We start from the raw sequence: 23,211 nt of genomic DNA on the forward strand, positions 1-23,211 counted from the left end.
TTCAATATATTGTGATTAACTGGCTTTTTTTTGAAGAACCACTGCCTGTTCTTTCGCTAAGATCTCTTTTGCATGTGCAGATGCCCACATGCTTTCTGGAATATCCTCTAAAGCCGTGAAGCCCATCAATGCCAAAAAGTCATGTGAGGAGGAGTGGTTGGCGACGACATAAAACGTATCCACACCTATTTTCCCTCCGAGCGTTTGAACACTTTGGAACAAAGATACGATGTGTCCCTGACCTAGTTTATCTGATATGACAAGAGACCGCAGCAGGCCCTCTTGTTCACTAAGCTGTTCAAGACCTAAACACCCTGCCAGCTGACCTTCTGCATCTTCCATGACAACAAATGTCGTACGCTCTGCAAGCGTGACGCCGCCTTTCGCTTGTCCTTTTTCAAGAAAAGCATTGATCGCTGGGGCATCTTCTTCTGTGGCTATTCTTAATTGATAAAACATGCTTTCACCTCTTTTTGATCTCTTACTTCAACTCTATGAGGCAAAAACAGATTTATACCTTTTTTAGGAGAAAAGACTAGAGACCCATTCGAATAAAAAGAATTTCACTTCACCCGTCTCTTCTTTCTCTTCTTTGACCACTTCATTCACAGACTCATCTGTTTGCTGTGCTGCCACTTCGTTATCCTCATCCCCCTCTGGCGACGCGATGGCTTCTCCATTTGAAAAATCGATAAAGCAGAGCGGCGGGAATAACACACACCACCAATTGGCTCCATCCCCTTCTCCAAGCGTAATTAAAATGGCTTCATATTTCCCTGCAGGATAGACGAAATTTCCATAGAGCTTTGTTGGAAATGAGGCTTTTTGAAAACTGACTGATACGGATTGATCAATGTGCTGCTCCTTCAATTTCGCTTTGGCAATGCGATTGATTTCTGGCAGCTTGGACCGAATCACACGTCTTGCTTCTTCAATGGATGTAAGGTCTTTGACCCATTCTGTCATATTGGCATTGACTTCGTCTCGAATGCTTCTTTTCACATCCTGATCTGCTGAACGATCACTATTTGCTAAAATGCGTAATCGAATGGCTTCATCTGGTATCACAACAGGCTGATTTGCAGAAGCAGCCGCTGTCTCCTCTCTGCCAAGGTTTGCAAAAGCACCGCATAATAATAGAAACATATAAAGACAAATCATCATTTTACTTTTAAACATGATGTGTTCCCCCCACTTTTTCTCTTCGCTACAAACATTGTGTCCAGGAAACCCATCTCATAAACAGGAAAAATGATTTTTTTAATAGATTATAAGTCAAATGAAAAAAACCGTTCCATTAAGAACGGCTTTGGAGTGAGGATTGGTAATCGGAAGGGTACAGTCTTCCATCCCAATCTCGGCTGATTTTTAACCCTGCATCTGTTTTGATGACAGTCATTGCTCCTTTTTTCTTGATTTCTTTTTTGACTTTTCCGTTCTGATTAATAAATTGAATCATCATTTCATAGTTAAATTCAATTCTGTCATCGCTTTCATCTGAAGGCGTAAACGTAATTTTCTTCAGCTTAATTTGACAATCTTGATCCTTTGCTGCTTCTAACACGCTCGGGAACATGCTGTCTTGTGTATATTCTTGATATTCATGCTCGGTTAAATAAGACTTCAGCTTCTCCTTCATGCCAGTTAGGTCATCTGTTCGATTCACTGTGTATTGTGCTTTTTTATAGCTTTCTCCAAATGCTGCTGCTTCTTTTTTAAAGCTCGGTTTGCCACAAGCACTCACAATCAATAGTACACTGACGATGACCAACACCATCGCATACCTTCTGTTCACACCATTCGCTCCTTCAAAACAAATTTATGTAAAAAAATCATGATCAGAATGTTCATTCTTCTATATATACGTTTCTCTTTTACCATAAGTTTCATCTTTACATAATAAAATAGTCCGACTTTATTCAGCCGGACTTTCCGTTTTGAATGTGTGCGCAAACAGCTCGGTCTTTCTCGTTAATATCCTTGACGAGGCGGACATCTGCCGCGGGAAATGACTGCAAGAGAAGTGCTTTTACATCTTGCCCTTGCGTATGTCCAATTTCAAAGACAACGACCGCCTGCTTATGAAGTACATGGTGAAGATCACGAATGAGACGCTTATAAAACCACAGACCATCACGTCCATCTGTCAGCGCATTTACTGGCTCATGCTTCGTAACCACCTCTGACAAGCTGTCCATTTCTTCTGCCGCAATATAAGGTGGATTGGAAATAAACAGATCCACTTTGATGCCCTGATCCTTGATAGGTTCGAGTAAGTCCCCTTGTAAAAAATGAACGTCTGCACCTAGCGCTTGCTGATTCCGCTTTGCTACCGCAAGTGCTTCATGTGAAATATCCGTTGCTGTGACAGATAGTGTTTCTTTTTCAAGAGCGAGCGTAATCGCAATTGCCCCGCTTCCGGTGCCAACGTCTACTGCTTGAAGCGGCTGATCGTGCGGGAAGATGTCACTCATCAAATTCAGTGCCGCCAAAACGACCTCTTCCGTTTCAGGGCGAGGAATGAGAACATGTTTGTTCACCTCGAAGGGACGGCCGTAAAAAAATTCAATACCTGTTAGATGCTGAACAGGCACGCCTTTCTTGTGCTGCGTGACAAACTCGCTGAATAACCGATCTTGCTCCTCTGGCAGCTGATCATGAAAACGTGCAAGAAGTTCACTTCTGCTTAAGTCCAGTACATGCATCAAAAGGAGCTCTGCTGCGTTTTGGTCTCTACCGGCTTCCGTTAACAAAGAAGAAGCCCATTTAAGGGCTTCAAAGTTGGTACGCTGATTATTTTGCATTTTGAAGCTTTCTTGCTTGGTCTTCCATAATTAATGCATCTATGACCTCGTCAAGTTTTCCTTCTAAAATTTGATCAAGCTTTTGAATCGTTAATCCGATGCGGTGGTCTGTTACACGGTTTTGCGGGAAGTTGTACGTACGGATACGCTCTGAACGATCCCCTGTTCCAACAGCAGATTTACGCGTTTGATCATATTCAGCCTGTGCTTCACGCTGGAATTTATCATAAATTCTCGCACGTAATACTTTCATGGCTTTTTCTTTGTTTTTGATTTGTGATTTCTCATCCTGACAGGAAACAACCACGCCTGTTGGAAGGTGAGTTAATCGAACAGCAGACATGGTTGTGTTAACACTTTGTCCGCCAGGCCCGCTTGATGTGAAAGTATCTACACGGATGTCTTTTTCGTGGATATCAATTTCAACTTCTTCAGCCTCGGGCAAGACAGCAACTGTCGCTGTTGATGTATGAATCCGTCCGCCTGATTCCGTTTCCGGAACACGCTGCACGCGGTGTGCACCGTTTTCAAACTTTAGTTTGGAATATGCGCCTTTCCCGCTAATCATAAAGATAATCTCTTTATAACCGCCAGTTCCAGTCACATTCGCTTCCATTACTTCTGTTTTCCAGCCCTGCATTTCAGCATAACGGCTGTACATACGGTAAAGGTTTCCAGCAAAAAGCGCGGCCTCTTCTCCTCCTGCTGCACCACGAACCTCCACAATAACGTTTTTGTTGTCATTCGGATCTTTCGGGATCAGCAAGATTTTCAGCTCGTCTTCTAAACGTTCCGTTTCCTCTGTGAGCTCTGAAATTTCTTCTTTGACCATGTCGCGCATCTCGGCATCCAGCTTTTCTTCCAGCATTGCTTTCGCTTCGCTCAACTGGTCGTATGCCGCACGATATTGTCTATATACCTCAACAGTTTCTTGAATATCAGATTGTTCCTTCGAATATTCACGAAGCTTCTTAGGGTCGTTCACCACTTCAGGGTCACTTAAATATTCATTTAGCTTTTCATAGCGTTCTTCAATTGATTTTAAACGGTCTAACATGGTCTTCACCTCTGTTTTGTGCGTAACAGTCTAATTATAGTATAGCGGGGTATGACAGTCAAAAAAATTTCCAAAACAATTGATTTTCTGCAATTTTCCGCTAGAAAACACGATCTTTGGCGATTGGTTACTTGTTTTGTCTAACGTGAAGGAACAGTTCCTTCTTGAAGAGAATGGTACTTATAATTGAAAAAAGGGAGGGCATTTGGTTTGAATACAAATGAGGTTGCAAAAGAAATTGGCGTTTCTTCAAAAACGATTCAGCGTTGGGTTAAACAGCTCAACATCCCTGTCGCCCGGAATGAACTTGGACATTATGAATTTCATGAAGATATTGTACAGCTTCTTAAAGAAGTCAAACACCAAATGAGTGAAGGTGTGATCCTTCAAGACATTCGACTGCCAATCCACACGGAAACCGTTCAACAGTTATCGCCTGCTGCAGAAACTGCTGCCTCCACAAAGCGGATCGAAGCATTGGAAAAGCAGGTGAATCAGCTCATTCAGCAGCAATTGCACAGCACTGATGTAGAAAAACGGCTGCAAGAACTCGAACGGAAACTGGCTAAAAAAGCAGATGAAGGTGTATCCTATCAGCTGCTCCAGCACCGTAGAGAAATTGAAGATCTCACCACTAAACTTGAGCGTCTTGCTGCGAGCTTGAAACAACCCTCTCAAATAGAAGAAAAAAAGGAAATCACGCACACTGACATCAAAAAAAAGCGTGCGCTCTTCCCTCTGTTTCATTCATTTCGCTAAGAAAGGCTGCCTCATGAGGCAGCCTTTCTACTTTATTAATTTCTACTTTATTATGAGGTAAGTGCAATAATGATCGGTAATGAAATTAATGACATGATTGCACTGATCACAAATGCGGATGCAGTTTCTGCTTCTTGTTTTTCAAATCGGGTTGCGATCATGGCTGCAACAGCTGAACCTGGGAAGGCAACAAGTAATACAGCTTTTGTAATTTCATCAGCCGAAAGACCCATGAAAATGGCGATAAAATACATAAGCAATGGTTGTACAGCTACTTTTAGCAATGCGATACTGAATGCTGGTAGGCTTAATTTAATTTTACGGATACCAACAGTGACACCGACTGCAAATAGCGCAACCCCTGACGTAACACTTCCAATTTCCTCTAACATTTCATGTCCAATTTCAGGAAGTTTAAATCCTAAAAGAACAAGAATGATACTTGCTAGTGGTGCAAGTGCAAGCGGCTCTGATAAACCGTGCAAAATAGCTTTCGTCGTCATTTTAAGGAAGCTTTCGCCGTCTTTGGCTTTTCCTTTTGTTTTTTCACCGACAGTTGACACAATAATCGCAATTGGATCAAGCATTGCATTTACGACTATTCCGGTAATTGCAATCGGAATTGCAACTTCTTGAGCCCCAAATAAACTGCCTAGGACTGGAATCCCCATAAATGCAAAGGTCGGTTGAGCTGAGTTTAACGAGAAAATAGATGAATTTGTTAAATCGTATTTAAAAGCAAATTTCGTAACAAGAAGGATAATGATATAAAAACCTACGATTCCTAAAATCAATGCAACGAAAAATGGAATTTGACTATAGAATTTATCTTTTGGTGTTGACAGAATGCTGGCGATAAAGTGCGCTGGCAAAGCATACTTTGTCACAAGTGTACTTACACCTTTTGCAGATTTAGCGTCATAGCTACCGAAGTGTCCTGCGAACCAACCCAGCGCGATAACGAAAAAAATCGGTGCTAGGAGGATCAAAATATTTAAAAAGTCCACCTTACTCTTCCTCCTTAAATCCTTACAAGTTTCTATTTATTGCGGCATTGTTTAAATTACCCTAAACAATGCCGCGTTACACAATTTATTATGCTCTTACAATTTTTTTATATTCAGGAATCCACATTGCATCTTTCACAGCTTGTTCGATGTCGTCAGGCGTTCTTCTTGCGACACCATCTTTAATTGCTGCTTTTGCCACTTCAATGGCCACTTTGATAGAAACTTCTTGCAATTTATCAATGCTTGGAAGTAGACCAGCACCTGGTTTATCATGATCAACCATTTCAGCAATCGCATCTGCAGAAGCAACGAACATGCCTTTTGTGATGATTTTTGATTCCGTTACGATTGAGCCAAGACCAAGTCCAGGGAAAACGAACGCATTGTTTGATTGTCCAATTTCATGTTCAATTCCGTTATACTCAACGTTTTCGAACGGGCTTCCTGTTGCAACAAGTGCACGGCCGTCTGTCCATTTGAATAGATCTTCTGGAACAGCTTCCGCAAGTGGTGTTGGGTTAGACATTGGCATGATCACTGGACGCTCTGTATGTGCTGCGATTTCTTTAATGATTTCTTCAGTGAATGCACCGCCTTGACCTGATGTACCAATTAGAATCGTTGGCTTCACCCTGCGAACAGTTTCAGCAAATGAGATTTGCCCTTTTTCATCACGTGCCCAGCCTTCTACTTCATCAGAAGAACGAAGGTATGGTTTTTGGAAATCAAACACTTCATCTTCGAATTGATCTGTCAGTAATCCTCTGTAGTCTAATGTCCAGAAAGCATTGTTTGCTTCTTCTTCACTTAGACCTTCAAGAACCATTGTGTCACGCATTTGATCTGCGATTCCGATTCCAGCTGATCCAGCTCCGAAGATCATCACACGGTGATCTTTCAATTGAGTACCAGTTTTCTTGACAGCTGCAAGAACACCCGCTAAAGTAATGGCACCAGTACCTTGAATATCATCATTGAATGTTAAGATGTTATCATTGTATTTTTTCATGATGTTACGCGCGTTTTTGTTTCCAAGGTCTTCCCAGTGAAGCAATGCTTTCGGGAAGAATTTAAGCGCTGCTTTTACATAAGCATCAATGAATTCTTCGTATTTTTCACCTTGTACACGTTTGTAATGATTCCCAATGTATAATGGATCATTCAATAATTTTTCATTGTTTGTTCCAACATCTAATACGACTGGAATCACACGGCTTGGATCAATACCTGCTGCAGCCGTGTAAACAGCTAATTTACCGATTGCGATGTTGATACCACCAACACCCCAGTCACCAATTCCAAGAATGCTCTCAGAGTCAGTTGCAACGATAAGGTCAATATCTCCTGCTGTTGCATGTAAGTTTTCAAAGGCTTTCTCAATGCCGTCAATGTTGTCGATTGAAAGATAGACACCATGAGGTCTTCTGTATTCATGGCTGTATTCTTGAATCGCTTCACCAACAGTTGGTGTGTACACAACAGGAAGCATTTCACGAAGCTTGTCTGATATAAGCTTATAGAACAATACTTCGTTACGGTTTTGCAAATCACTTAAGTATACGTTTTGACGAAGACGATCTGGCTGTGCTAGGAATTGCTTGTACGCTCTCTCCGCTTGTTGTTCTAAAGTGAGAACAGTTGGAGGAAGTAAGCCTTCTAGTCCAAGCTCTTGTCTTTCTTCTTCAGAAAAAGCAACGCCTTTGTTCAACGTTGGAATCGATAATACATCTTTACCTGTCAAAGTGGTTTCGAGGTACCCTTCTTTTGTTTTCTTCACGTTGTTCATCAAAAACTACCCTCTTTCTAAAATATAAATAAAGTGAACTATTAATTTAAAGAACGATTAAGGAGAATAATCCTTAATCAAAAAAATTATGACAAGAAATCGAACTTTTCGTTAAAATGCTTTACACTACAGTTAGTCATTTTATGCCTGCTTATACTAAAACGCAAGCGTTGAAAATTAGATAATTTTTTCGTAGCGTTATTTAATTTATTTAAGTACAAATGATGGGTGTTCAGCCAAAATCTCAAAAAACGAAACACAGCGGCATTTGCTATTTTTTTAATTGTCAAGTGTTGTACCAACGTCAAGTCTTGGTACTTCATGGTGATGTCTGCATCGTGCTTCGTATGATTCCTGCGCACCTACTAAAATAATGGGATCATCATAGGATGCGGGTTTACCGTCGATCAAGCGTTGTGTTCTACTCGCTGGGGAGCCGCATACCGAACAAACTGCTTGAAGTTTTGTTACAAGCTCTGCACATGCCATTAAATGCGGAACAACACCAAATGGCTCTCCTCTGAAGTCTTGATCAAGGCCTGCAACAATGACTCGGTAACCTTTATCAGCCAATTGAGTGACAATGTCAATGATTGTCTCATCAAAAAATTGCACCTCATCTATGCCAATGACATCGGTTCTTTCTGATATGTGCGTTATTATGTCTTTTGGTGAGGCTACTGCAATCCCATCGACCGATGAACCGTTATGTGAAACAACTGAGCTTGTACTATATCGGTTATCAATCGCTGGTTTGAATATTTTTACTTCTTGTTTGGCAAAGGTGGCCCTTTTGGCTCTCCGAATCAATTCTTCCGACTTTCCAGAAAACATACTTCCGCAGATGACTTCAAGCCAACCGCTTTGTTTCATCACATACATAAGGTCTTCTCCCCCGTTTTAAAGTTCCATCAATCCACGTAAAAAAACAGGCAAGAACGGATTCCTGCCTGTTTATTGTATCTATTATTACTTAAGACCGTATTTTTTGTTAAAGCGGTCAACACGTCCATCAGCAGAAGCGAATTTTTGACGGCCTGTATAGAAAGGATGGCACTCAGAGCAAATCTCGATGCGTACCTCTTCTTTTACTGATCCAGTTTCAAACTCATTTCCACAAGCGCATTTGACTGTAGCTTTTTTGTAGTTAGGATGAATTCCTGTTTTCATCTACTGTCATCTCCTTCCGCCCTGAATCCAATTCGGAAACAGAGTTAATATCTCAGAATAAATTCTGAAACGCACATGATGAAATTATAACAGTGTGAGTCTATGATTGCAAATGTATTTTTTCAACAAGCTATCTTCTTGATGCAGACATGTTCGCTTGTTTCCATTCTTGCGTTAAAATATCGAAAAATTCTTGGTTTGTCTTTGTTTTTCTCATTTTGCGCATGAACTTCTCAGCAAAGTCAGGTGTATCTGACATCGATTTTCTCATCGCCCATAAACGATCAAGATGCTCTTTTGGTACAAGCAGTTCTTCTTTTCTCGTACCAGAACGACGAATGTCGATTGCTGGGAAAATTCTTCTTTCTGCAAGAGAGCGGTCCAAATGAAGCTCCATGTTCCCCGTTCCCTTAAATTCCTCATAAATCACATCATCCATACGTGATCCCGTATCAACGAGCGCAGTGGCTAAAATCGTCAAGCTTCCGCCTTCTTCAATGTTACGCGCAGCACCAAAGAAGCGTTTTGGACGGTGGAAAGCCGCTGGATCAATACCGCCGGAAAGCGTTCGGCCGCTTGGCGGGATGACAAGGTTGTACGCACGAGCAAGCCTTGTGATGCTGTCCATTAAGATGATAACATCTTTCTTATGTTCGACAAGACGCATGGCACGCTCTAATACAAGCTCTGCTACTTTAATGTGGTTTTCCGGTACTTCGTCAAAGGTTGAACTAACAACATCCCCTGCAACAGAACGTTCGATATCTGTTACTTCCTCTGGGCGTTCGTCAATTAAAAGGACAATCAGCTCTGACTCTGGGTGATTTTCAGAAATGCTGTTGGCAATTTCTTTGAGCAAAATGGTTTTCCCAGCCTTAGGCGGTGCAACAATTAAACCACGCTGCCCAAACCCAACTGGCGCCATCATATCCATAATTCTAGTAGACAGGTGATTAGGCTGTGTTTCAAGAATCATTTGACGATCAGGGAATAGCGGCGTGAGTGCAGGAAAGTGAACACGTTCCTTAGCTGATTCTGGGTCGTCCCCATTTACCGCTTCGACATGAAGGAGGCCATAGTAGCGTTCATTCTCTTTTGGAGGTCGTACCTTTCCAGACACCTTATCTCCGTTTCGTAAATCAAAGCGTCTGATTTGTGAAGCTGAAATATAAATGTCTTCAGAACTTGGGGAGTAGTTAATTGGTCTTAAGAAACCAAATCCCTCAGACTGAATAATTTCAAGAACCCCTTCCATAAATAAGAGATCCTCTTGCTCAGCGTTCGCCTTTAAGATGGCAAAAATTAATTCTTTTTTTGTTAGTTTGCTGTAATAAGAGATTTTGTACTTTTTTGCTAGCTCATACAGCTCTTTTAATTTCATATTTTCCAAAGATGAAATCGAAACATCTTTCAATATGGACACCACACTTTTCTAGTCAATGTATTTCATTACAAATGCATGACCATTGTATTTGATTAGCTTTTAATTCCGTTTTTGTTGGAATGACCTCGCTCTCATGGTAACGCTCCCACTCGTTTTATCGTAAAGATAGGAACAATGTGAACTCGAGCTTTGTCAACATAGAGAAGGATAATGAGTATATCGTCATGATGCGGCAGTATTTAAACTTGTTGAAGCTTAAAAGAAGTAAATTCGCAGAAAATTTCGCAGCACTCTTTAGTTTTACCTCATTTGCAGAGAATATTCAACTTTAAAAAGAAAATGATATACATTTGACACCTATATGAAAAGCGGGTAATGAATACCCGCTTTCAGATTACGGACGAATGACAAGATTCGGTTTTTTCTTTAAGCTATGTCTGCCGTCTACGAAACGAACTGTACCTGATTTCGCACGCATAACAACGCTATGTGTTGTTCCAACAGAGCCTTTGAATTGAACACCTTTTAATAGCTCACCGTCTGTTACACCAGTCGCTGCAAAAATGGCGTCGTCGCCTTTCACGAGGTCTTCCATTCTTAGGACTTTGCCAACATCTAGCCCCATTTTCTCACAGCGTCTTAATTCTTCTTCACTTTGAGGAAGAAGCCTTCCGTGGATTTCACCACCAAGTGCCTTTAACGCAACAGCAGAAAGGACACCTTCGGGCGCTCCGCCTGAACCAAATAGAATATCAACACCTGTATGATCAAATGCTGTATTAATGGCTCCTGCAACGTCACCATCATCGATCAGTTTGATTCTTGCTCCTGCTTCTCTCAGTTCAGCAATGATTTTCTCATGTCGATCTCTGTTTAAAATCGTTGCAACCACATCTTCAATATCTTTGTTCTTTGCTTTTGCTACAGCGCGAAGATTGTCAATGACAGGCGCTTCAATGTCGATGCAGCCTACCGCTTCTGGACCTACTGCGATCTTATCCATGTACATATCAGGTGCATTCAGCAAGTTGCCATGATCTGCAACTGCAATAACAGCTAAGGCATTCCAGCCGCCACTTGCCACAATATTTGTTCCTTCTAATGGATCAACAGCTACATCCACGCGAGGTCCGTATCCGTTCCCAAGCTTTTCCCCAATATAAAGCATTGGTGCTTCGTCCATTTCCCCCTCGCCAATGACCACTGTTCCTTTCATCGGAATGGTATCAAATACATCACGCATTGCACTTGTTGCAGCATCATCCGCTTCGTCTTTTAATCCTCTTCCCATCCAACGAGCAGATTTTAATGCGGCTGCTTCTGTCACCCGTACTAGTTCCATCGATAAACTTCTTTCCATTTTTGTCCAAATCTCCTCTCACAGTCAAAGCCTTATGAATTTTGAAGTTCTTCTATTTCTTGGTCACTCAGCTTTTCACGCCAGATGGTTGCACCCAAGCCTTCAAGCTTCTTCTCAAGTAAACTATATCCTCTGTCTATATGTTCAAGCCCTGTGATTTCGGTCACACCGTCTGCCATTAGCCCTGCAACAACGAGACAAGCACCTGCACGCAGGTCACTTGCTTTCACCTTTGCTCCTTGAAGCTGCGTTTGTCCAGTGATAATGGCAGATCTTCCTTCGACCTTCATGTTTGCACCCATTCGGCGCAATTCGTCAATGTGCTTAAAGCGGGCTGAGTAGATCGTATCTGTGACCACACTCGTGCCTTTCGCCTTTGTTAACAGCGCCGTCATCGGCTGCTGAAGGTCCGTCGGAAAGCCCGGATACACAAGGGTTTTGATATCGACAGGCTTGAGTCCTTCGTTTCTGCCAACGATCAGCATCTGATCGTTGCTCGTTTCAATGGTGAACCCCATTTCTCTAAGTTTCGCCGTAATTGATTCTAAATGAGTTGGGATCACATTATCAAGTACAACTTCATCTCCCATCGCAGCACCAGCAATTAAAAATGTGCCTGCTTCTATACGGTCAGGGATGATGGAATGCTTACAGCCATGAAGAGATTCTACACCTTCGATTCGAATCACATCAGTACCCGCACCTTTGATTTTGGCTCCCATGCTTGCAAGCAGTGTCGCTACATCAATAATTTCGGGTTCTTTTGCGGCATTTTCAATGACCGTTTTTCCTTCAGCCAGTACGGCTGCCAGCATGATATTGATGGTCGCACCTACACTGACCACATCAAGGTAAATACGGGCTCCGACTAATTTTTCAGCGCGCAAATAAATGGCACCCTGCTCGTTTGTCACCTCGGCTCCGAGTGCTTCAAAGCCTTTGATATGCTGATCGATCGGCCTAGGTCCTAAGTGGCACCCTCCTGGCAGCCCAATGACAGCCTGCTTGAATCTTCCCAGCATAGCGCCCATTAAATAATAAGACGCACGCAGTTTCTTCACTTTCCCATTAGGAAGAGGCATACTGATCATGGAAGCAGGATTGACAACCATTTCACCTTTTTCAAACGTGACCTTTCCGCCAATCTCTTCTAACAGATCTCGTAATGTGTCAATATCTGAAATATGCGGAAGGCCCTCAATCGTTACTGGAGAATCAGCGAGAATCGTGGCAGGAATCAGTGCCACTGCACTATTTTTCGCACCACTAATATGTACGGTCCCGCGTAAGGGGTCACCGCCGGCAATGTTTAACTTTTCCATATTTGTCTCCCTTCTTAAAGAAGATCACTGTTGGAGTTATACTGTTTGTGGATGTCGCGCTTTAAAAGGTCTTGTCCAAAATTTAGCCAATATCAAGAGAAAGAATACAGGTTAAACGAAATTTGTCGGAAGAAAAATAATCGAAGCTTTGCGAGGCTGTGATGTTCTCTTCTTTGCACAAAACATTTCTTAGCGTTTTTAAGGAAAACTGCGGCAAACAGGAGACAATCCCGCCTGCCACAATCACTTATTTATTCCAATCTGCTAAAAATTGCTCAATGCCCGCATCCGTTAATGGGTGTTTCGTCAGCTGCTTGATGACTTTCAGCGGCATTGTGCCGATATGAGCACCTCTAAGTGCAGCTTCTGTCACGTGCTGCGGATGACGAATGGATGCAGCAATGATTTGTGTATCTAAGCCATGAACATCAAAAATGGTTTTCACTTCGCTGATGAGATCGAGACCATTTTGGCCAATGTCATCTAAGCGGCCGAGGAATGGAGAGACATACGTCGCACCAGCTCTAGCTGCAAGAAGTGCCTGGTTTGCACTAAAAATCAAAGTAACGTTTGTTTTAATTCCAAGGTCTGTTAACGCTTTGACAGCTTTAAGACCATCTGTTGTCATTGGAATTTTAACCGTGATATTTGGTGCGATGGCAGCAAGCTCTTTTCCTTCTTCAATCATTTCTTCTGCTTTGAGGGAAATGACTTCCGCACTGACAGAACCTGATACCACGTCAGTGATTTCGCGAAGACGGTCGTGGAATGATACGTCCTTTTCTTTCGCTACTAAACTAGGGTTTGTTGTGACGCCTGCTAAAATGCCAAGCTCGTGCGCCTCTTTGATGTCTGCGATATTCGCTGTATCTACGAAAAATAACATAACCGTGCCACTCTCCTATCAATAAATTGTCTGAAATGTAAATTTTGATTGCGCTTTCTCAAGATATGGAGAAAACCGCCTGTGACTCAGGCGGCTTTCGGTTCTCATCAAATTATGCTTGGTTAGAAGAACCAAATTCACGCATTTTGCCGATAACAGTCGCTTTAATTGCGTCACGAGCTGGTCCAAGATATTTACGTGGATCATACTCTTCTGTTTTTGCAGCAAGTGTTTCGCGTACTGCTTTCGCAGAAGCAATTTGGTTTTCAGTGTTTACATTGATTTTAGCTGTACCAAGTGAAATTGAGCGCTTGATGTCAGCAGTTGGGATACCTGTTCCGCCATGAAGAACAAGTGGAAGACCTGTCATTTTACCAATTTCTTCCATTTCAGTGAAACCAAGGTTTGGTTCACCTTTGTATGGACCATGTACTGAACCTAGCGCAGGTGCAAGGCAGTCAATGCCAGTGCGTTCTACAAGCTCTTGGCACTCTTTTGGATCAGCATAAATAACGCCCTCAGCGATGACGTCGTCTTCTTGTCCGCCAACAGTTCCAAGCTCAGCTTCTACAGATACACCGTGGAAATGAGCAAGCTCAACTACTTTCGCAGTTGTTGCTACGTTCTCATCGAATGGATGGTGAGAAGCGTCGATCATGACAGAAGTAAATCCTGCATGGATTGCTTTTGCACAAGATTCAAAGCTTGAACCGTGATCTAAATGAATCGCAACAGGAACTGTTACATTATATTCTTCGATTAACGCTTTAACCATTGCGACAACTGTTTTGAAGCCGCCCATGTAGCGTCCTGCTCCTTCAGATACTCCTAAGATAACTGGAGATTTCTCTTCTTCAGCAGCTTGTAAAATCGCTTGCGTGAATTCTAAATTATTTAAGTTAAACTGTCCAACAGCGTAACCTTTTTCCTTTGCGTCTTTCAACATTTCTGTCATTGAAACTAAAGGCATGATGAAAAATCCTCCCTATGTAGCTAATTTGCTTACTAAAAAAAGCTCTCCACCCTAGCATGACCAGAATTTCTCGCCATATGTAAACTTTCAAAGTCAGATCGCTTTCTTCTTCTTATCTAGGATACCAATTATTCGACAAATCGGCAACAGAATGACTCGATTCAATCATTTCCATCTAACCGTTTGTTTCGAGCGGTAAGTATTCTTTGACAGCATCTCGGATCTCATCAATATCAAAAGGTTTCGCAAAATGCGTCAAAGCACCGAGTTCTTTGGATTCTTGGATCATGTCTAATTCGCCATAGGCTGTCATAATGATGACACGGATGTCTTCATCAATTAATTTCATGCGTTTTAAAATTTCAATTCCATCCATTCCGGGAATCTTCATATCAAGTAGCACAAGGTTTGGTCTATGATTTTTCACAATATCTAACGCCTGAAGTCCATTCGCTGCTTGGAAGGTTTGATAGCCTTCTTTATGAAACACTTCATTCAATAATATTCTAATACCATATTGATCATCGACAATTAAAATTTTCTCATTCATCAGTTACACCCCATTGCTTTCATTTTTCGCCATAAAAAGAGCTGTTGTTAAATAATTCTGTTTGATTTTCACATTTCCTTTATTTATAATAGTTTACTTTACGACATTTTCTGAGCATTTTTCCTAATATTCTCTTTATATTCTATTATAAAATGATCTGACCGAAGGAGGAAATCAGTCTTGTTAAAAATTTTCACGACCCAGTTATCAGGTATTTTTTCACGTATTGGAGAAAAGCAGGCTGAAGCGATCGAGGATGGTGCACGCCTTCTTGCACAAGCCATTGTCAGTGGACATGCTGTTTATTTTCACGGGAAGAATGAACTGGCTGCTGTAGCCCTAGAGGCAACTGAAAGCAAGGAGCCATTTCCAGGTGCGAAAGTGCTGCCGCTTGATCAAATGGAGCGCAGCTTGCTTCATCCAAGCGATAGAGTGCTGCTATTTTATTCAGACCCAGAAGAAGAGGAGATTCAATCTCTTGTAAAAGAACTGCACGCGCAAGGGACGCCCGTTGTTGGTGTCGGGCCGGCACAAAAGGAGTCGTCCATGATTGAAGAGCATTGTGATGTCCATATTGATTTTCAGCTCAAGAAACCGCTTGTGCCTGCTGATGACGGAACAAGGTTCGGTTATCCTGCTTTAATGACATGCTTATACGTCTACCACGCTCTATCGTTTACTGTGAAAGAAATCGTTGAGGAATATGAATAAAAAAACTGCCGAGAAGATGATATTCTCGGCAGTTTTTTGTTTTATTTTGATTCAGATGCTTGCAGTGAAGCACCAACGAAATCTCTAAATAATGGCTGAGGTCTTGTCGGTCTTGAGACGAATTCCGGGTGGAACTGAGAAGCAAGGAACCAAGGATGGTCCTTCAGCTCGATAATTTCAACAAGACGTCCGTCTGGGCTTGTACCAGAGAAGACAAATCCTGCAGCTTCCATTTGCTGTCTGAATTCATTATTAAACTCATAGCGATGGCGGTGGCGTTCGTAGACCACTTCATCGTTGTATGCAGCAAATGCTTTGGAGTCTTCATTTAATTTACATGGATACAGACCAAGACGAAGTGTTCCGCCTAGATCATCTACATCCTTCTGTTCTGGAAGAAGGTCAATAATTGGGAATGCTGTTTCAGGATCAATTTCCGCTGAATGAGCTCCTTCAAGGCCTAGTACGTTTCGTGCATATTCGATTGACGCAACTTGCATTCCTAAGCAAATTCCGAAGAATGGCACTTTGTTTTCACGGGCATATTGTGTAGCAATGATTTTCCCTTCCACTCCGCGGTCTCCGAAGCCTCCAGGAACGATGATGCCATCGACATCTTGTGCGAAATCAGCCATATTTTCTGCTGTCACTTCTTCTGCATTGATCCATTTGATTTGAACGTCTGCATCAAATGCATAACCAGCATGGCGAAGTGATTCAACGACAGAAATGTATGCATCTTGCAATTCAACATATTTTCCTACTAGACCAATTGTGACTTGTTTTGAGAGGTTTTGCACTTTATCGACTAGCGCTGTCCACTCCGTCATGTCTGCATCTTGGCAATCAAGTTTCATATGTTCACATACAAGCTTGTCTAGTCCTTGTTTTTGTAAATCAAGCGGAATAGAGTACAGCGTGTCTGCATCCTGACATTCGATAACAGCTTTTGTATCAATATCACAGAATAACGCAATTTTGTCCTTCATGTCCTGGGTCATTGGCATTTCAGTTCTGACCACAATAACGTTTGGCTGAATACCAAGGCTGCGAAGTTCTTTTACACTATGCTGTGTCGGTTTTGTTTTCAGTTCACCTGCTGCCCGAATGTAAGGAACAAGGGTACAATGAATGTACATGACGTTTTCACGGCCAATGTCACTCTTCATTTGACGAATCGCTTCTAGGAATGGAAGGGATTCGATGTCTCCTACTGTTCCGCCGATTTCTGTGATGACCACATCTGCACCTGTTTCTTTTCCGGCACGGTACACGCGATCTTTAATTTCATTTGTAATATGGGGAATAACCTGTACAGTTCCGCCTAAATAGTCACCGCGGCGCTCTTTCTTCAGAACAGTAGAGTAGATTTTACCTGTTGTGACGTTGCTGTACTTATTTAAGTTAATATCAATGAAGCGCTCATAGTGACCTAAATCAAGGTCTGTTTCAGCACCGTCATCTGTGACGAAAACCTCACCGTGTTGATATGGACTCATCGTCCCTGGGTCTACGTTGATATATGGATCGAATTTTTGAATGGTGACATCCATCCCTCTATTTTTCAGAAGGCGGCCTAACGAGGCAGCCGTGATCCCTTTTCCAAGTGAGGAAACAACTCCTCCTGTTACAAAAATATACTTTGTCATTTCGTATGCTCCTCTCTTTTTTACCCTTGCATGACTAGACATGCACAGCTTCATCCTTTTTAGAGTGTATCCCTAAATCTCTTGAAAAATAAGAAAGCTCCCTTTCAAATAAATGAAAGGGAGCGTAAATGAACGTATCTTTACGTACTCTTTTTAGAGAGCCCAAAATACATACTACATAGTTCGCTCTCGAAAGTCAAGACGGTTTTGTCCTGTTTTGAGGACCGGTTTATGAGGGTTATTTCTCTTCCTCTTTATCGTCTAAATCGTCTTCGTCAATTTCTGTTAAGCCGTCATCATCTTCGTCATCATCTTCGTCGAATTCTTCTATATCTTCCTCAATTTCCTCATCATCGTCTAGGTCGAGATCATCGTCGTCTTCAACAAGATCAAGGTCTTCTTCAAGCTCTTCGATTTCCTCTTCCTCTTCAATTTCATCGAAGTCTTCTTCAACGACAGCTGCTTTTGTTTTTTTCTTTTTCGCTTTTGTTTTCACAGCTGGCTGAACTTCTTCTTCGATTTGATCAACTGGATACCAGCTGCGAAGTCCCCATCTCTGATCACCTAACGAAATAAAGCGGCCATCTATATTTAAGTCTGTATAAAATTGAGCAAGGCGATCATCAAGATCAGATTTTTGTATTCCTTGTAAACGGACCATTTCATCTATTAACTCGGAAAACGTAATCGGTGTTTTGCTGTCTCTGAAAATTTCATAAGCAAGTTCAACTAAAGACATGTGCTTGAGCTGTTCCTGTGAGTATTCTTTCAAACTCAAGGTCAGACACTCCCTTTCTATTACATGTATGTATCCATTTATCAGTGAAATAATAAGTGTTTATCCCTTATTTTTACGACAAACCATACCTCTCATTATAAACAAATTAGGGGAGTTTATGCCACCTTTAATCATGTTAATTTTTGATTTTTTCTCAAGGGGCTCATCATCTGCATGAAATGAGTCTGGCTTTTGTGTATGGTATGCTTTTTGTCTTTTAGTTTGTTCATCTCTATTTTAAAACGGGATTCTCTGAATGAATAAGATCACGATAGCAATCGTACATACCATTCCCGCAGGCATGAGGACAAATAGTTTTCTGCGGCTGTTTTCTTTTTCTTCCTTCTTTTTTGGAGACTTTGAAAGCTCTGTGGAGACCATAATCCAAATGATCATTGTGACTAATCCTAAAATACCCATAAATGTTGTGTTCATCATGAAAACCTCCATATTGATACTTTTGCCAATTTTATCATAATGATAAGGAGGCATGGGACAATTTTGGAAATGATTTAACATTTGAGGACTAATTGTCGCACCAAAACAGACCACCTCACACCAGGTGGTCTTTGCTTGGTTTCTACATATCTAGCAGTTTGCGCGAGATGACTAGGCGCTGGATTTCCTGTGTGCCTTCATAAATTTGGGTGATTTTCGCATCACGCATGTATCGTTCGACTGGGTAATCCTTTGTATAGCCGTAGCCGCCGAAGATTTGGACGGCTTCTGTTGTTACCTTCATGGCTGTATCTCCAGCAAAGAGCTTGGACATTGCTGATTCCTTTCCATACGGGAGCCCTTTCGTTTCGAGCCATGCTGCCTGATAAGTGAGCAGCCTGGAGGCTTCAATTGCGGTTGCCATATCTGCTAGCTTAAAAGCAATTCCTTGCTGCTGAATGATTGGTTTGCCGAATTGCTTGCGCTCCTTCGCATAATCGACTGCCGCATCAAGAGCGCCTTGTGCAATCCCAACTGCCTGTGCAGCAATGCCGTTTCTGCCGCCATCGAGGGTCATCATCGCTATTTTAAAGCCTTCTCCTTCTTGTCCGAGCCGATTCCTTTCATGAATCCGGCAATCTTCAAATCGAATTTCAGTCGTTGGCGATGAACGAATGCCCAGTTTGCTTTCCTTTTTACCGACCGAGAAGCCCGGTGTCTCTTTTTCTACAATAAAGGCGGTCGTATTTCGAGATGTAGCTTCTTGGTCAGTCACAGCAAACACAATATAATAATCCGCAATGCCTCCATTTGTAATAAAGATTTTCGCACCGTTCAGGACGTATTCATTGCCTGCCTTTACTGCCGTTGTCTTCATTCCGCCGGCATCTGAACCCGAACCGCTCTCAGTGAGTGCATATGCCCCTACCTTCTGTCCTTCTGCAAGCGGCTTTAAATAGGTCTCTTTTTGTTCATCTGTTCCGAAAGTATAGATGGGCCACGAGGCGAGAGAGGTGTGGGCGGAGAGGGTGACGCCTGTAGAGGCGCACACTCTTGAAAGCTCCTCCACTGCGATGACGTAGGCTAAATAATCACTACCGATCCCGCCTACCTCTTCCGGCCAAGGAATGCCCGTTAAACCGAGCTCCGCCATTTGGCGAAAAATAGCTGGATCATACGTTTCTGCCTCGTCCCGCTCTGCTGCTGTTGGCTCTACTTCATTTTTCGCAAAATCCCTCACCATTTTTTGAATCATTTCATGTTCATCACTTAATTGAAACTGCATCATGAGCCACCTCGTTTCATATTAGCTGTTTACAAATGACCAGCCTTTGAATTTCACTTGTTCCTTCATAGATTTCACAAACTTTCGCATCACGAAAGTAACGTTGTGCTTGATAGCGATTCGTATAACCATCCATGCCGAGCAAATGGATCACTTCTGTACTGATCTCAACTGCCGTTCTTGAGGCAAATAGCTTTGCCATGGATGCTTCCTTTGTGACCGGACGATTCGCCTCTTTATAAGAAGCCGCTTGATAGACTAATAGTTTGGCTGCTTCAAGCTTCGCTGCCAAATCACCCAGCCGAATGGTCGTTTCTAGACCTGCCGGGTGCTGTTTTAAATAAGTCACTGCCTCAGTTAATGCGGCTTCTGCAATGCCGAGGCTTTGAGCCGCGATACCGATTCTCCCCGCATTTAAACTAGACATGGCTATGTGAAAGCCCTCTCCTTCTGCACCGAGCAGCTGCTGTTTTGGAATCCGCACAGCATCAAAATGAAGCGTAACGGTTTTTGACCCGTGCAGTCCCATCTTTTTCTCATCTTTTCCGATCGTAAATCCTGGTGTATCTTTCTCGACAATGAATGCCGATATATTTTTTTTCGCAGAAGCAGGATCTGTCACGGCAAAGACAAGATACAGTTCTGCTTCCCCGCCGCTTGTGATAAACATTTTTGTACCATTTAACACATAATGGTCGCCCGCCCGCTCTGCTCTTAACTGAATATTGGAGGCATCTGAGCCTGCCTTCGGTTCAGTCAGACAAAATGCTCCCAGTTTCTGCCCAGATGCAAGCAGCGGAACATAGGATTCTTTTTGCTCATTCGTTCCAAAAGCCAAAATAGGCATCGTCACAACAGATGTATGAACGGACACAATGACACCGATGGTCGCACTCACTTTGGATAATTCATGAATGGCGATGATATACGTTGTAAAATCTGCTCCTAAGCCTTGATACGAAGCTGGTATTGGAATCCCCAGAAAGCCTTGTCGTCCCATTTCTGCTAAAAGTGTTCTTGGGAACTGACCTTGTTCCATGGCTTCCACTTCAGGGAATATACGCTGTCTTGCAAATTCTGCTGCCTGTTCTCTCCAGAGTCGCTGTTGATCCGTAAGCAAAACATCCATTTTGACTCCCCCTATGAGTGGTCGTGGTATGTGTAAAAACCTTTCTTTGTCTTTTTGCCCAGCCAGCCTGCATTCACGTATTTTTTCAAAAGAGGACAAGGTCGATATTTGCTATCCCCAAGTCCCTCATGAAGGGTATTCATAATAAATAAACATGTATCTAGTCCGATGAAATCAGCGAGACGAAGTGGCCCCATTGGGTGATTCATTCCAAGCGTCATGACACCGTCAATGCTTTCTGCATCTGCCACGCCTTCATAAAGGGTGTAAATGGCTTCATTAATCATTGGCATCAATATGCGGTTTGATACAAACCCTGGGAAGTCTTCCACTTCAATTGGGGTTTTGTTTAATGTCTTTGCTGTTTCACAAACGAGTTGATACGTGTCGTCACTCGTTTGCAGCGCTCGAATGACCTCAACGAGTTTCATGACAGGCACCGGATTCATAAAATGCATGCCAATCACTTGCTCCGGTCTACTCGTAACAGCTGCTAATTCTGTGATCGACAAGGAGGATGTGTTTGTTGCAAATATCGTCTTCGCCTCTGCAAATTGATCGAGTGTCTCAAAGATTTGTTTTTTCACACTCATTTGTTCAGATGCAGCTTCAATCACTAAACGTGCCTGCTGCACGTCCTTTAAATCTGTAGATACGGCAAGCCGCTGCGTAATATCTCGAACTGCCTGATGGGCTAGCTTTCCTTTTTCTGCTCGTTTCGTCAGTTGTTTGGTCATGGAGGAAATGGCTCGATGAATCTGCTTTTCAGATGCATCATGCAGCAGGACTGTGTAGCCAGACTGAGCAAAAACTTGGGCAATGCCTGATCCCATTTGACCAGCTCCAACGACCATGACGGTTTCTTCTGTACTCATGACGATGAACGCCTCCCTTTTAATCTACCTTTATCATGATGGCATCTCCTTGACCGCCTCCACTGCAAATCGCCGCAATGCCAATACCGCCGCCTCTTTGTTTTAATGCATGAATCAAGGTCAATATGATCCGTGTTCCGCTTGCTCCAATGGGATGACCAAGCGCAACTGCACCACCGTTGATATTCATTTTCCGCCGGTCCAGCCCGATTATTTTTTCACATGCCAGCGCCACAGCTGAGAAGGCCTCATTGATTTCAAATAGATCAATATCCTCTAGACGCTTGCCTGTTTTCTGTAAAATTTTCTCGATAGCAAAGGCTGGTGTTTTCGGAAAATCCTTTGCCTCTACAGCTACCTGCGTATGACCAAGCACGACTGCCATTGGCTTAACGTCATGCTGCTTTGCATATGTGTCTTTCATTAAAAGAAGCGCACTTGCTCCATCATTGACACCTGGTGCATTTCCAGCGGTAATGGTACCCGTTTGATCAAAAACAGGCATGAGCTTTGACAGCCGTTCATATGACGTATCACGCCGCGGGGATTCATCTTCTGTGATCAGCCGCTCTCCCGTTTTCGTCTTGACGGTGACGGGGGTGATTTCATGCTGGAAAAAGCCGTTTCTCTGCGCTTCGATCGCCCGTTCATGACTTCTTAATGCCCAAAGGTCTTGCTCTTCCCGCGTGATACCGAGCTCCTTCGCAGCCATGCTCCCATACTCACCCATATGAACGCCTGTAAACGAACAGGTTAATCCATCTAAAATCATCGCATCTTGTACCGCACCATCTCCCATTTTGTAGCCCCATCGCGCTTTTTTTAGCAAATAAGGGGCGTGTGACATGGATTCCATACCGCCCGCTACGATGACCTCCGCATCTCCAGCTCGGATGATTTGATCTGCTGTGCTCACACTGCGCATTCCTGATGCACAGACTTTATTGATGGTTTGCGTCGGAACGGACCACGGAAGATCAGCATATCTTGCTGCTTGCCTTGAAGGAATCTGACCTTGTCCTCCCTGCAAAACACTTCCCATGATGACCTCATCCACATGATGTGATCCCTGCACTCTTTCCAGCGCAGCCTTGATGGCCCTTCCGCCTAGTTTTGCGGCAGTCAACCCACTGAAAGCACCGCCTAGTTTTCCAAATGGTGTTCTTGCTCCAGATACAATGACCGTCTGACTCATGTATGTTCCCTCCCGTTTGTTACCGCTTACATATTATCTAAACAGCAGATGTACAGCGCCATGTATAAGCCGATGAACATTCTATTCATC

The 23,211-nt window shown here is 42.7% G+C and carries 24 protein-coding genes; 2 read left to right on the plus strand and 22 right to left on the minus strand.

Annotated elements, in window-relative coordinates; genetic code table 11:
• Positions 1-15: 15 nt before the first annotated feature.
• From NSS78_RS17575 to prfA, 5 genes are all read right to left on the minus strand, one after another.
• Positions 16-459: a general stress acyl- n-acyltransferase gene (locus NSS78_RS17575; RefSeq protein ID WP_106035695.1), complete on the minus strand. Its 444-nt coding sequence runs from the start codon at positions 457-459 to the stop codon at positions 16-18.
• Positions 460-522: 63 nt separating this feature from the next.
• Positions 523-1,179, minus strand: a complete 657-nt coding sequence (gene spoIIR, locus NSS78_RS17580; protein ID WP_327839506.1) for a stage II sporulation protein R — start codon at positions 1,177-1,179, stop codon at positions 523-525.
• Positions 1,180-1,297: 118 nt separating this feature from the next.
• Positions 1,298-1,777: a hypothetical protein gene (locus tag NSS78_RS17585; RefSeq protein WP_327839941.1), complete on the minus strand. Its 480-nt coding sequence runs from the start codon at positions 1,775-1,777 to the stop codon at positions 1,298-1,300.
• A gap of 142 nt (positions 1,778-1,919) precedes the next feature.
• A complete protein-coding gene (prmC, locus tag NSS78_RS17590) occupies positions 1,920-2,804 on the minus strand; it encodes a peptide chain release factor N(5)-glutamine methyltransferase (RefSeq protein WP_327839504.1) in 885 nt (294 codons plus the stop codon).
• Positions 2,794-3,861: a peptide chain release factor 1 gene (gene prfA, locus NSS78_RS17595; protein WP_050944445.1), complete on the minus strand. Its 1,068-nt coding sequence runs from the start codon at positions 3,859-3,861 to the stop codon at positions 2,794-2,796. Before prfA ends, prmC begins: the two co-directional genes overlap by 11 nt.
• A 210-nt stretch (positions 3,862-4,071) precedes the next feature.
• On the opposite strand from prfA, the gene racA reads away from it, so the two are divergent.
• Positions 4,072-4,620 carry a chromosome-anchoring protein RacA gene (gene racA, locus NSS78_RS17600; RefSeq protein ID WP_003214587.1) on the plus strand — a complete coding sequence of 183 codons (549 nt, stop codon included), beginning with the start codon at positions 4,072-4,074 and terminating at the stop codon, positions 4,618-4,620.
• Between the two features lie 50 nt (positions 4,621-4,670).
• Here racA and NSS78_RS17605 read toward each other — a convergent pair whose 3' ends face one another.
• From NSS78_RS17605 to NSS78_RS17650, 10 genes are all read right to left on the minus strand, one after another.
• Positions 4,671-5,627, minus strand: a complete 957-nt coding sequence (locus NSS78_RS17605; protein WP_003214757.1) for an AEC family transporter — start codon at positions 5,625-5,627, stop codon at positions 4,671-4,673.
• Positions 5,628-5,715: 88 nt separating this feature from the next.
• Positions 5,716-7,416, minus strand: coding sequence for an oxaloacetate-decarboxylating malate dehydrogenase (gene malS, locus NSS78_RS17610; protein WP_226804283.1), 1,701 nt, complete (start codon positions 7,414-7,416; stop codon positions 5,716-5,718).
• Positions 7,417-7,695: 279 nt separating this feature from the next.
• Positions 7,696-8,298, minus strand: a complete 603-nt coding sequence (locus tag NSS78_RS17615) for a thymidine kinase (RefSeq protein ID WP_003214626.1) — start codon at positions 8,296-8,298, stop codon at positions 7,696-7,698.
• A gap of 87 nt (positions 8,299-8,385) precedes the next feature.
• Positions 8,386-8,586 carry a 50S ribosomal protein L31 gene (gene rpmE / locus NSS78_RS17620; RefSeq protein WP_003215407.1) on the minus strand — a complete coding sequence of 67 codons (201 nt, stop codon included), beginning with the start codon at positions 8,584-8,586 and terminating at the stop codon, positions 8,386-8,388.
• A 130-nt stretch (positions 8,587-8,716) separates the two neighbouring features.
• The gene (rho, locus tag NSS78_RS17625) at positions 8,717-10,000 is read right to left on the minus strand and encodes a transcription termination factor Rho (protein ID WP_003215202.1); all 1,284 of its coding nucleotides are present in this window, start codon (positions 9,998-10,000) and stop codon (positions 8,717-8,719) included.
• Between the two features lie 364 nt (positions 10,001-10,364).
• Complete coding sequence (gene glpX / locus NSS78_RS17630) at positions 10,365-11,330, minus strand: class II fructose-bisphosphatase (protein WP_003214904.1); 966 nt, start codon at positions 11,328-11,330, stop codon at positions 10,365-10,367.
• Between the two features lie 32 nt (positions 11,331-11,362).
• The gene (locus tag NSS78_RS17635) at positions 11,363-12,652 is read right to left on the minus strand and encodes a UDP-N-acetylglucosamine 1-carboxyvinyltransferase (RefSeq protein WP_003214820.1); all 1,290 of its coding nucleotides are present in this window, start codon (positions 12,650-12,652) and stop codon (positions 11,363-11,365) included.
• A 247-nt stretch (positions 12,653-12,899) separates the two neighbouring features.
• Positions 12,900-13,538, minus strand: a complete 639-nt coding sequence (gene fsa / locus NSS78_RS17640) for a fructose-6-phosphate aldolase (protein WP_003215343.1) — start codon at positions 13,536-13,538, stop codon at positions 12,900-12,902.
• 112 nt (positions 13,539-13,650) lie between these two features.
• Entirely contained in the window at positions 13,651-14,508 is an 858-nt protein-coding gene (locus tag NSS78_RS17645; protein WP_003214879.1) for a class II fructose-bisphosphate aldolase, read from the minus strand.
• A gap of 178 nt (positions 14,509-14,686) precedes the next feature.
• Positions 14,687-15,064: a response regulator gene (locus tag NSS78_RS17650; protein WP_284907582.1), complete on the minus strand. Its 378-nt coding sequence runs from the start codon at positions 15,062-15,064 to the stop codon at positions 14,687-14,689.
• Positions 15,065-15,241: 177 nt separating this feature from the next.
• Here NSS78_RS17650 and NSS78_RS17655 point away from each other — a divergent pair, with 177 nt between their 5' ends.
• Positions 15,242-15,772, plus strand: a complete 531-nt coding sequence (locus tag NSS78_RS17655) for a DUF2529 domain-containing protein (RefSeq protein WP_253622073.1) — start codon at positions 15,242-15,244, stop codon at positions 15,770-15,772.
• A 41-nt stretch (positions 15,773-15,813) separates the two neighbouring features.
• Here the strand turns inward: NSS78_RS17655 and pyrG are convergent, their stop codons facing one another.
• The 7 genes from pyrG to NSS78_RS17690 all read right to left on the minus strand — a co-directional run bounded on the left by pyrG (position 15,814) and on the right by NSS78_RS17690 (position 23,121).
• On the minus strand, positions 15,814-17,421 hold the full coding sequence (gene pyrG / locus NSS78_RS17660) for a CTP synthase (glutamine hydrolyzing) (protein WP_003215143.1): 1,608 nt from the start codon (positions 17,419-17,421) through the stop codon (positions 15,814-15,816).
• 238 nt (positions 17,422-17,659) lie between these two features.
• Positions 17,660-18,199 carry a DNA-directed RNA polymerase subunit delta gene (gene rpoE, locus NSS78_RS17665; protein ID WP_003214586.1) on the minus strand — a complete coding sequence of 180 codons (540 nt, stop codon included), beginning with the start codon at positions 18,197-18,199 and terminating at the stop codon, positions 17,660-17,662.
• A gap of 237 nt (positions 18,200-18,436) precedes the next feature.
• Positions 18,437-18,637: a hypothetical protein gene (locus NSS78_RS17670; RefSeq protein WP_342468238.1), complete on the minus strand. Its 201-nt coding sequence runs from the start codon at positions 18,635-18,637 to the stop codon at positions 18,437-18,439.
• 142 nt (positions 18,638-18,779) lie between these two features.
• The gene (locus tag NSS78_RS17675; protein ID WP_309216037.1) at positions 18,780-19,922 is read right to left on the minus strand and encodes an acyl-CoA dehydrogenase; all 1,143 of its coding nucleotides are present in this window, start codon (positions 19,920-19,922) and stop codon (positions 18,780-18,782) included.
• A gap of 16 nt (positions 19,923-19,938) precedes the next feature.
• Positions 19,939-21,051, minus strand: a complete 1,113-nt coding sequence (locus NSS78_RS17680; RefSeq protein WP_253622071.1) for an acyl-CoA dehydrogenase family protein — start codon at positions 21,049-21,051, stop codon at positions 19,939-19,941.
• Between the two features lie 11 nt (positions 21,052-21,062).
• Entirely contained in the window at positions 21,063-21,926 is an 864-nt protein-coding gene (locus NSS78_RS17685; RefSeq protein WP_327839490.1) for a 3-hydroxybutyryl-CoA dehydrogenase, read from the minus strand.
• A gap of 19 nt (positions 21,927-21,945) precedes the next feature.
• On the minus strand, positions 21,946-23,121 hold the full coding sequence (locus NSS78_RS17690) for an acetyl-CoA C-acetyltransferase (RefSeq protein ID WP_327839489.1): 1,176 nt from the start codon (positions 23,119-23,121) through the stop codon (positions 21,946-21,948).
• Positions 23,122-23,211: the final 90 nt, after the last annotated feature.

This window comes from Bacillus sp. FSL W8-0920 (assembly GCF_038593215.1).
Classification (GTDB): domain Bacteria; phylum Bacillota; class Bacilli; order Bacillales; family Bacillaceae; genus Bacillus; species Bacillus pumilus.

Bases quoted from the DNA above. Each gene is read 5' to 3' on its own strand.
- spoIIR (WP_327839506.1), bottom strand. From the start codon at position 1,179: ATGTTTAAAAGTAAAATGATGATTTGTCTTTATATGTTTCTATTATTA.
- NSS78_RS17675 (WP_309216037.1), bottom strand. From the start codon at position 19,922: ATGCAGTTTCAATTAAGTGATGAACATGAAATGATTCAAAAAATGGTG.
- pyrG (WP_003215143.1), bottom strand. From the start codon at position 17,421: ATGACAAAGTATATTTTTGTAACAGGAGGAGTTGTTTCCTCACTTGGA.
- NSS78_RS17635 (WP_003214820.1), bottom strand. From the start codon at position 12,652: ATGGAAAAGTTAAACATTGCCGGCGGTGACCCCTTACGCGGGACCGTA.
- rpmE (WP_003215407.1), bottom strand. From the start codon at position 8,586: ATGAAAACAGGAATTCATCCTAACTACAAAAAAGCTACAGTCAAATGC.
- malS (WP_226804283.1), bottom strand. From the start codon at position 7,416: ATGAACAACGTGAAGAAAACAAAAGAAGGGTACCTCGAAACCACTTTG.
- fsa (WP_003215343.1), bottom strand. From the start codon at position 13,538: ATGTTATTTTTCGTAGATACAGCGAATATCGCAGACATCAAAGAGGCG.
- NSS78_RS17670 (WP_342468238.1), bottom strand. From the start codon at position 18,637: ATGATGAACACAACATTTATGGGTATTTTAGGATTAGTCACAATGATC.
- prmC (WP_327839504.1), bottom strand. From the start codon at position 2,804: ATGCAAAATAATCAGCGTACCAACTTTGAAGCCCTTAAATGGGCTTCT.
- NSS78_RS17680 (WP_253622071.1), bottom strand. From the start codon at position 21,051: ATGGATGTTTTGCTTACGGATCAACAGCGACTCTGGAGAGAACAGGCA.
- prfA (WP_050944445.1), bottom strand. From the start codon at position 3,861: ATGTTAGACCGTTTAAAATCAATTGAAGAACGCTATGAAAAGCTAAAT.
- NSS78_RS17685 (WP_327839490.1), bottom strand. From the start codon at position 21,926: ATGAGTACAGAAGAAACCGTCATGGTCGTTGGAGCTGGTCAAATGGGA.
- NSS78_RS17645 (WP_003214879.1), bottom strand. From the start codon at position 14,508: ATGCCTTTAGTTTCAATGACAGAAATGTTGAAAGACGCAAAGGAAAAA.
- NSS78_RS17575 (WP_106035695.1), bottom strand. From the start codon at position 459: ATGTTTTATCAATTAAGAATAGCCACAGAAGAAGATGCCCCAGCGATC.
- glpX (WP_003214904.1), bottom strand. From the start codon at position 11,330: ATGGAAAGAAGTTTATCGATGGAACTAGTACGGGTGACAGAAGCAGCC.
- NSS78_RS17690 (WP_327839489.1), bottom strand. From the start codon at position 23,121: ATGAGTCAGACGGTCATTGTATCTGGAGCAAGAACACCATTTGGAAAA.
- NSS78_RS17585 (WP_327839941.1), bottom strand. From the start codon at position 1,777: ATGGTGTTGGTCATCGTCAGTGTACTATTGATTGTGAGTGCTTGTGGC.
- NSS78_RS17615 (WP_003214626.1), bottom strand. From the start codon at position 8,298: ATGTATGTGATGAAACAAAGCGGTTGGCTTGAAGTCATCTGCGGAAGT.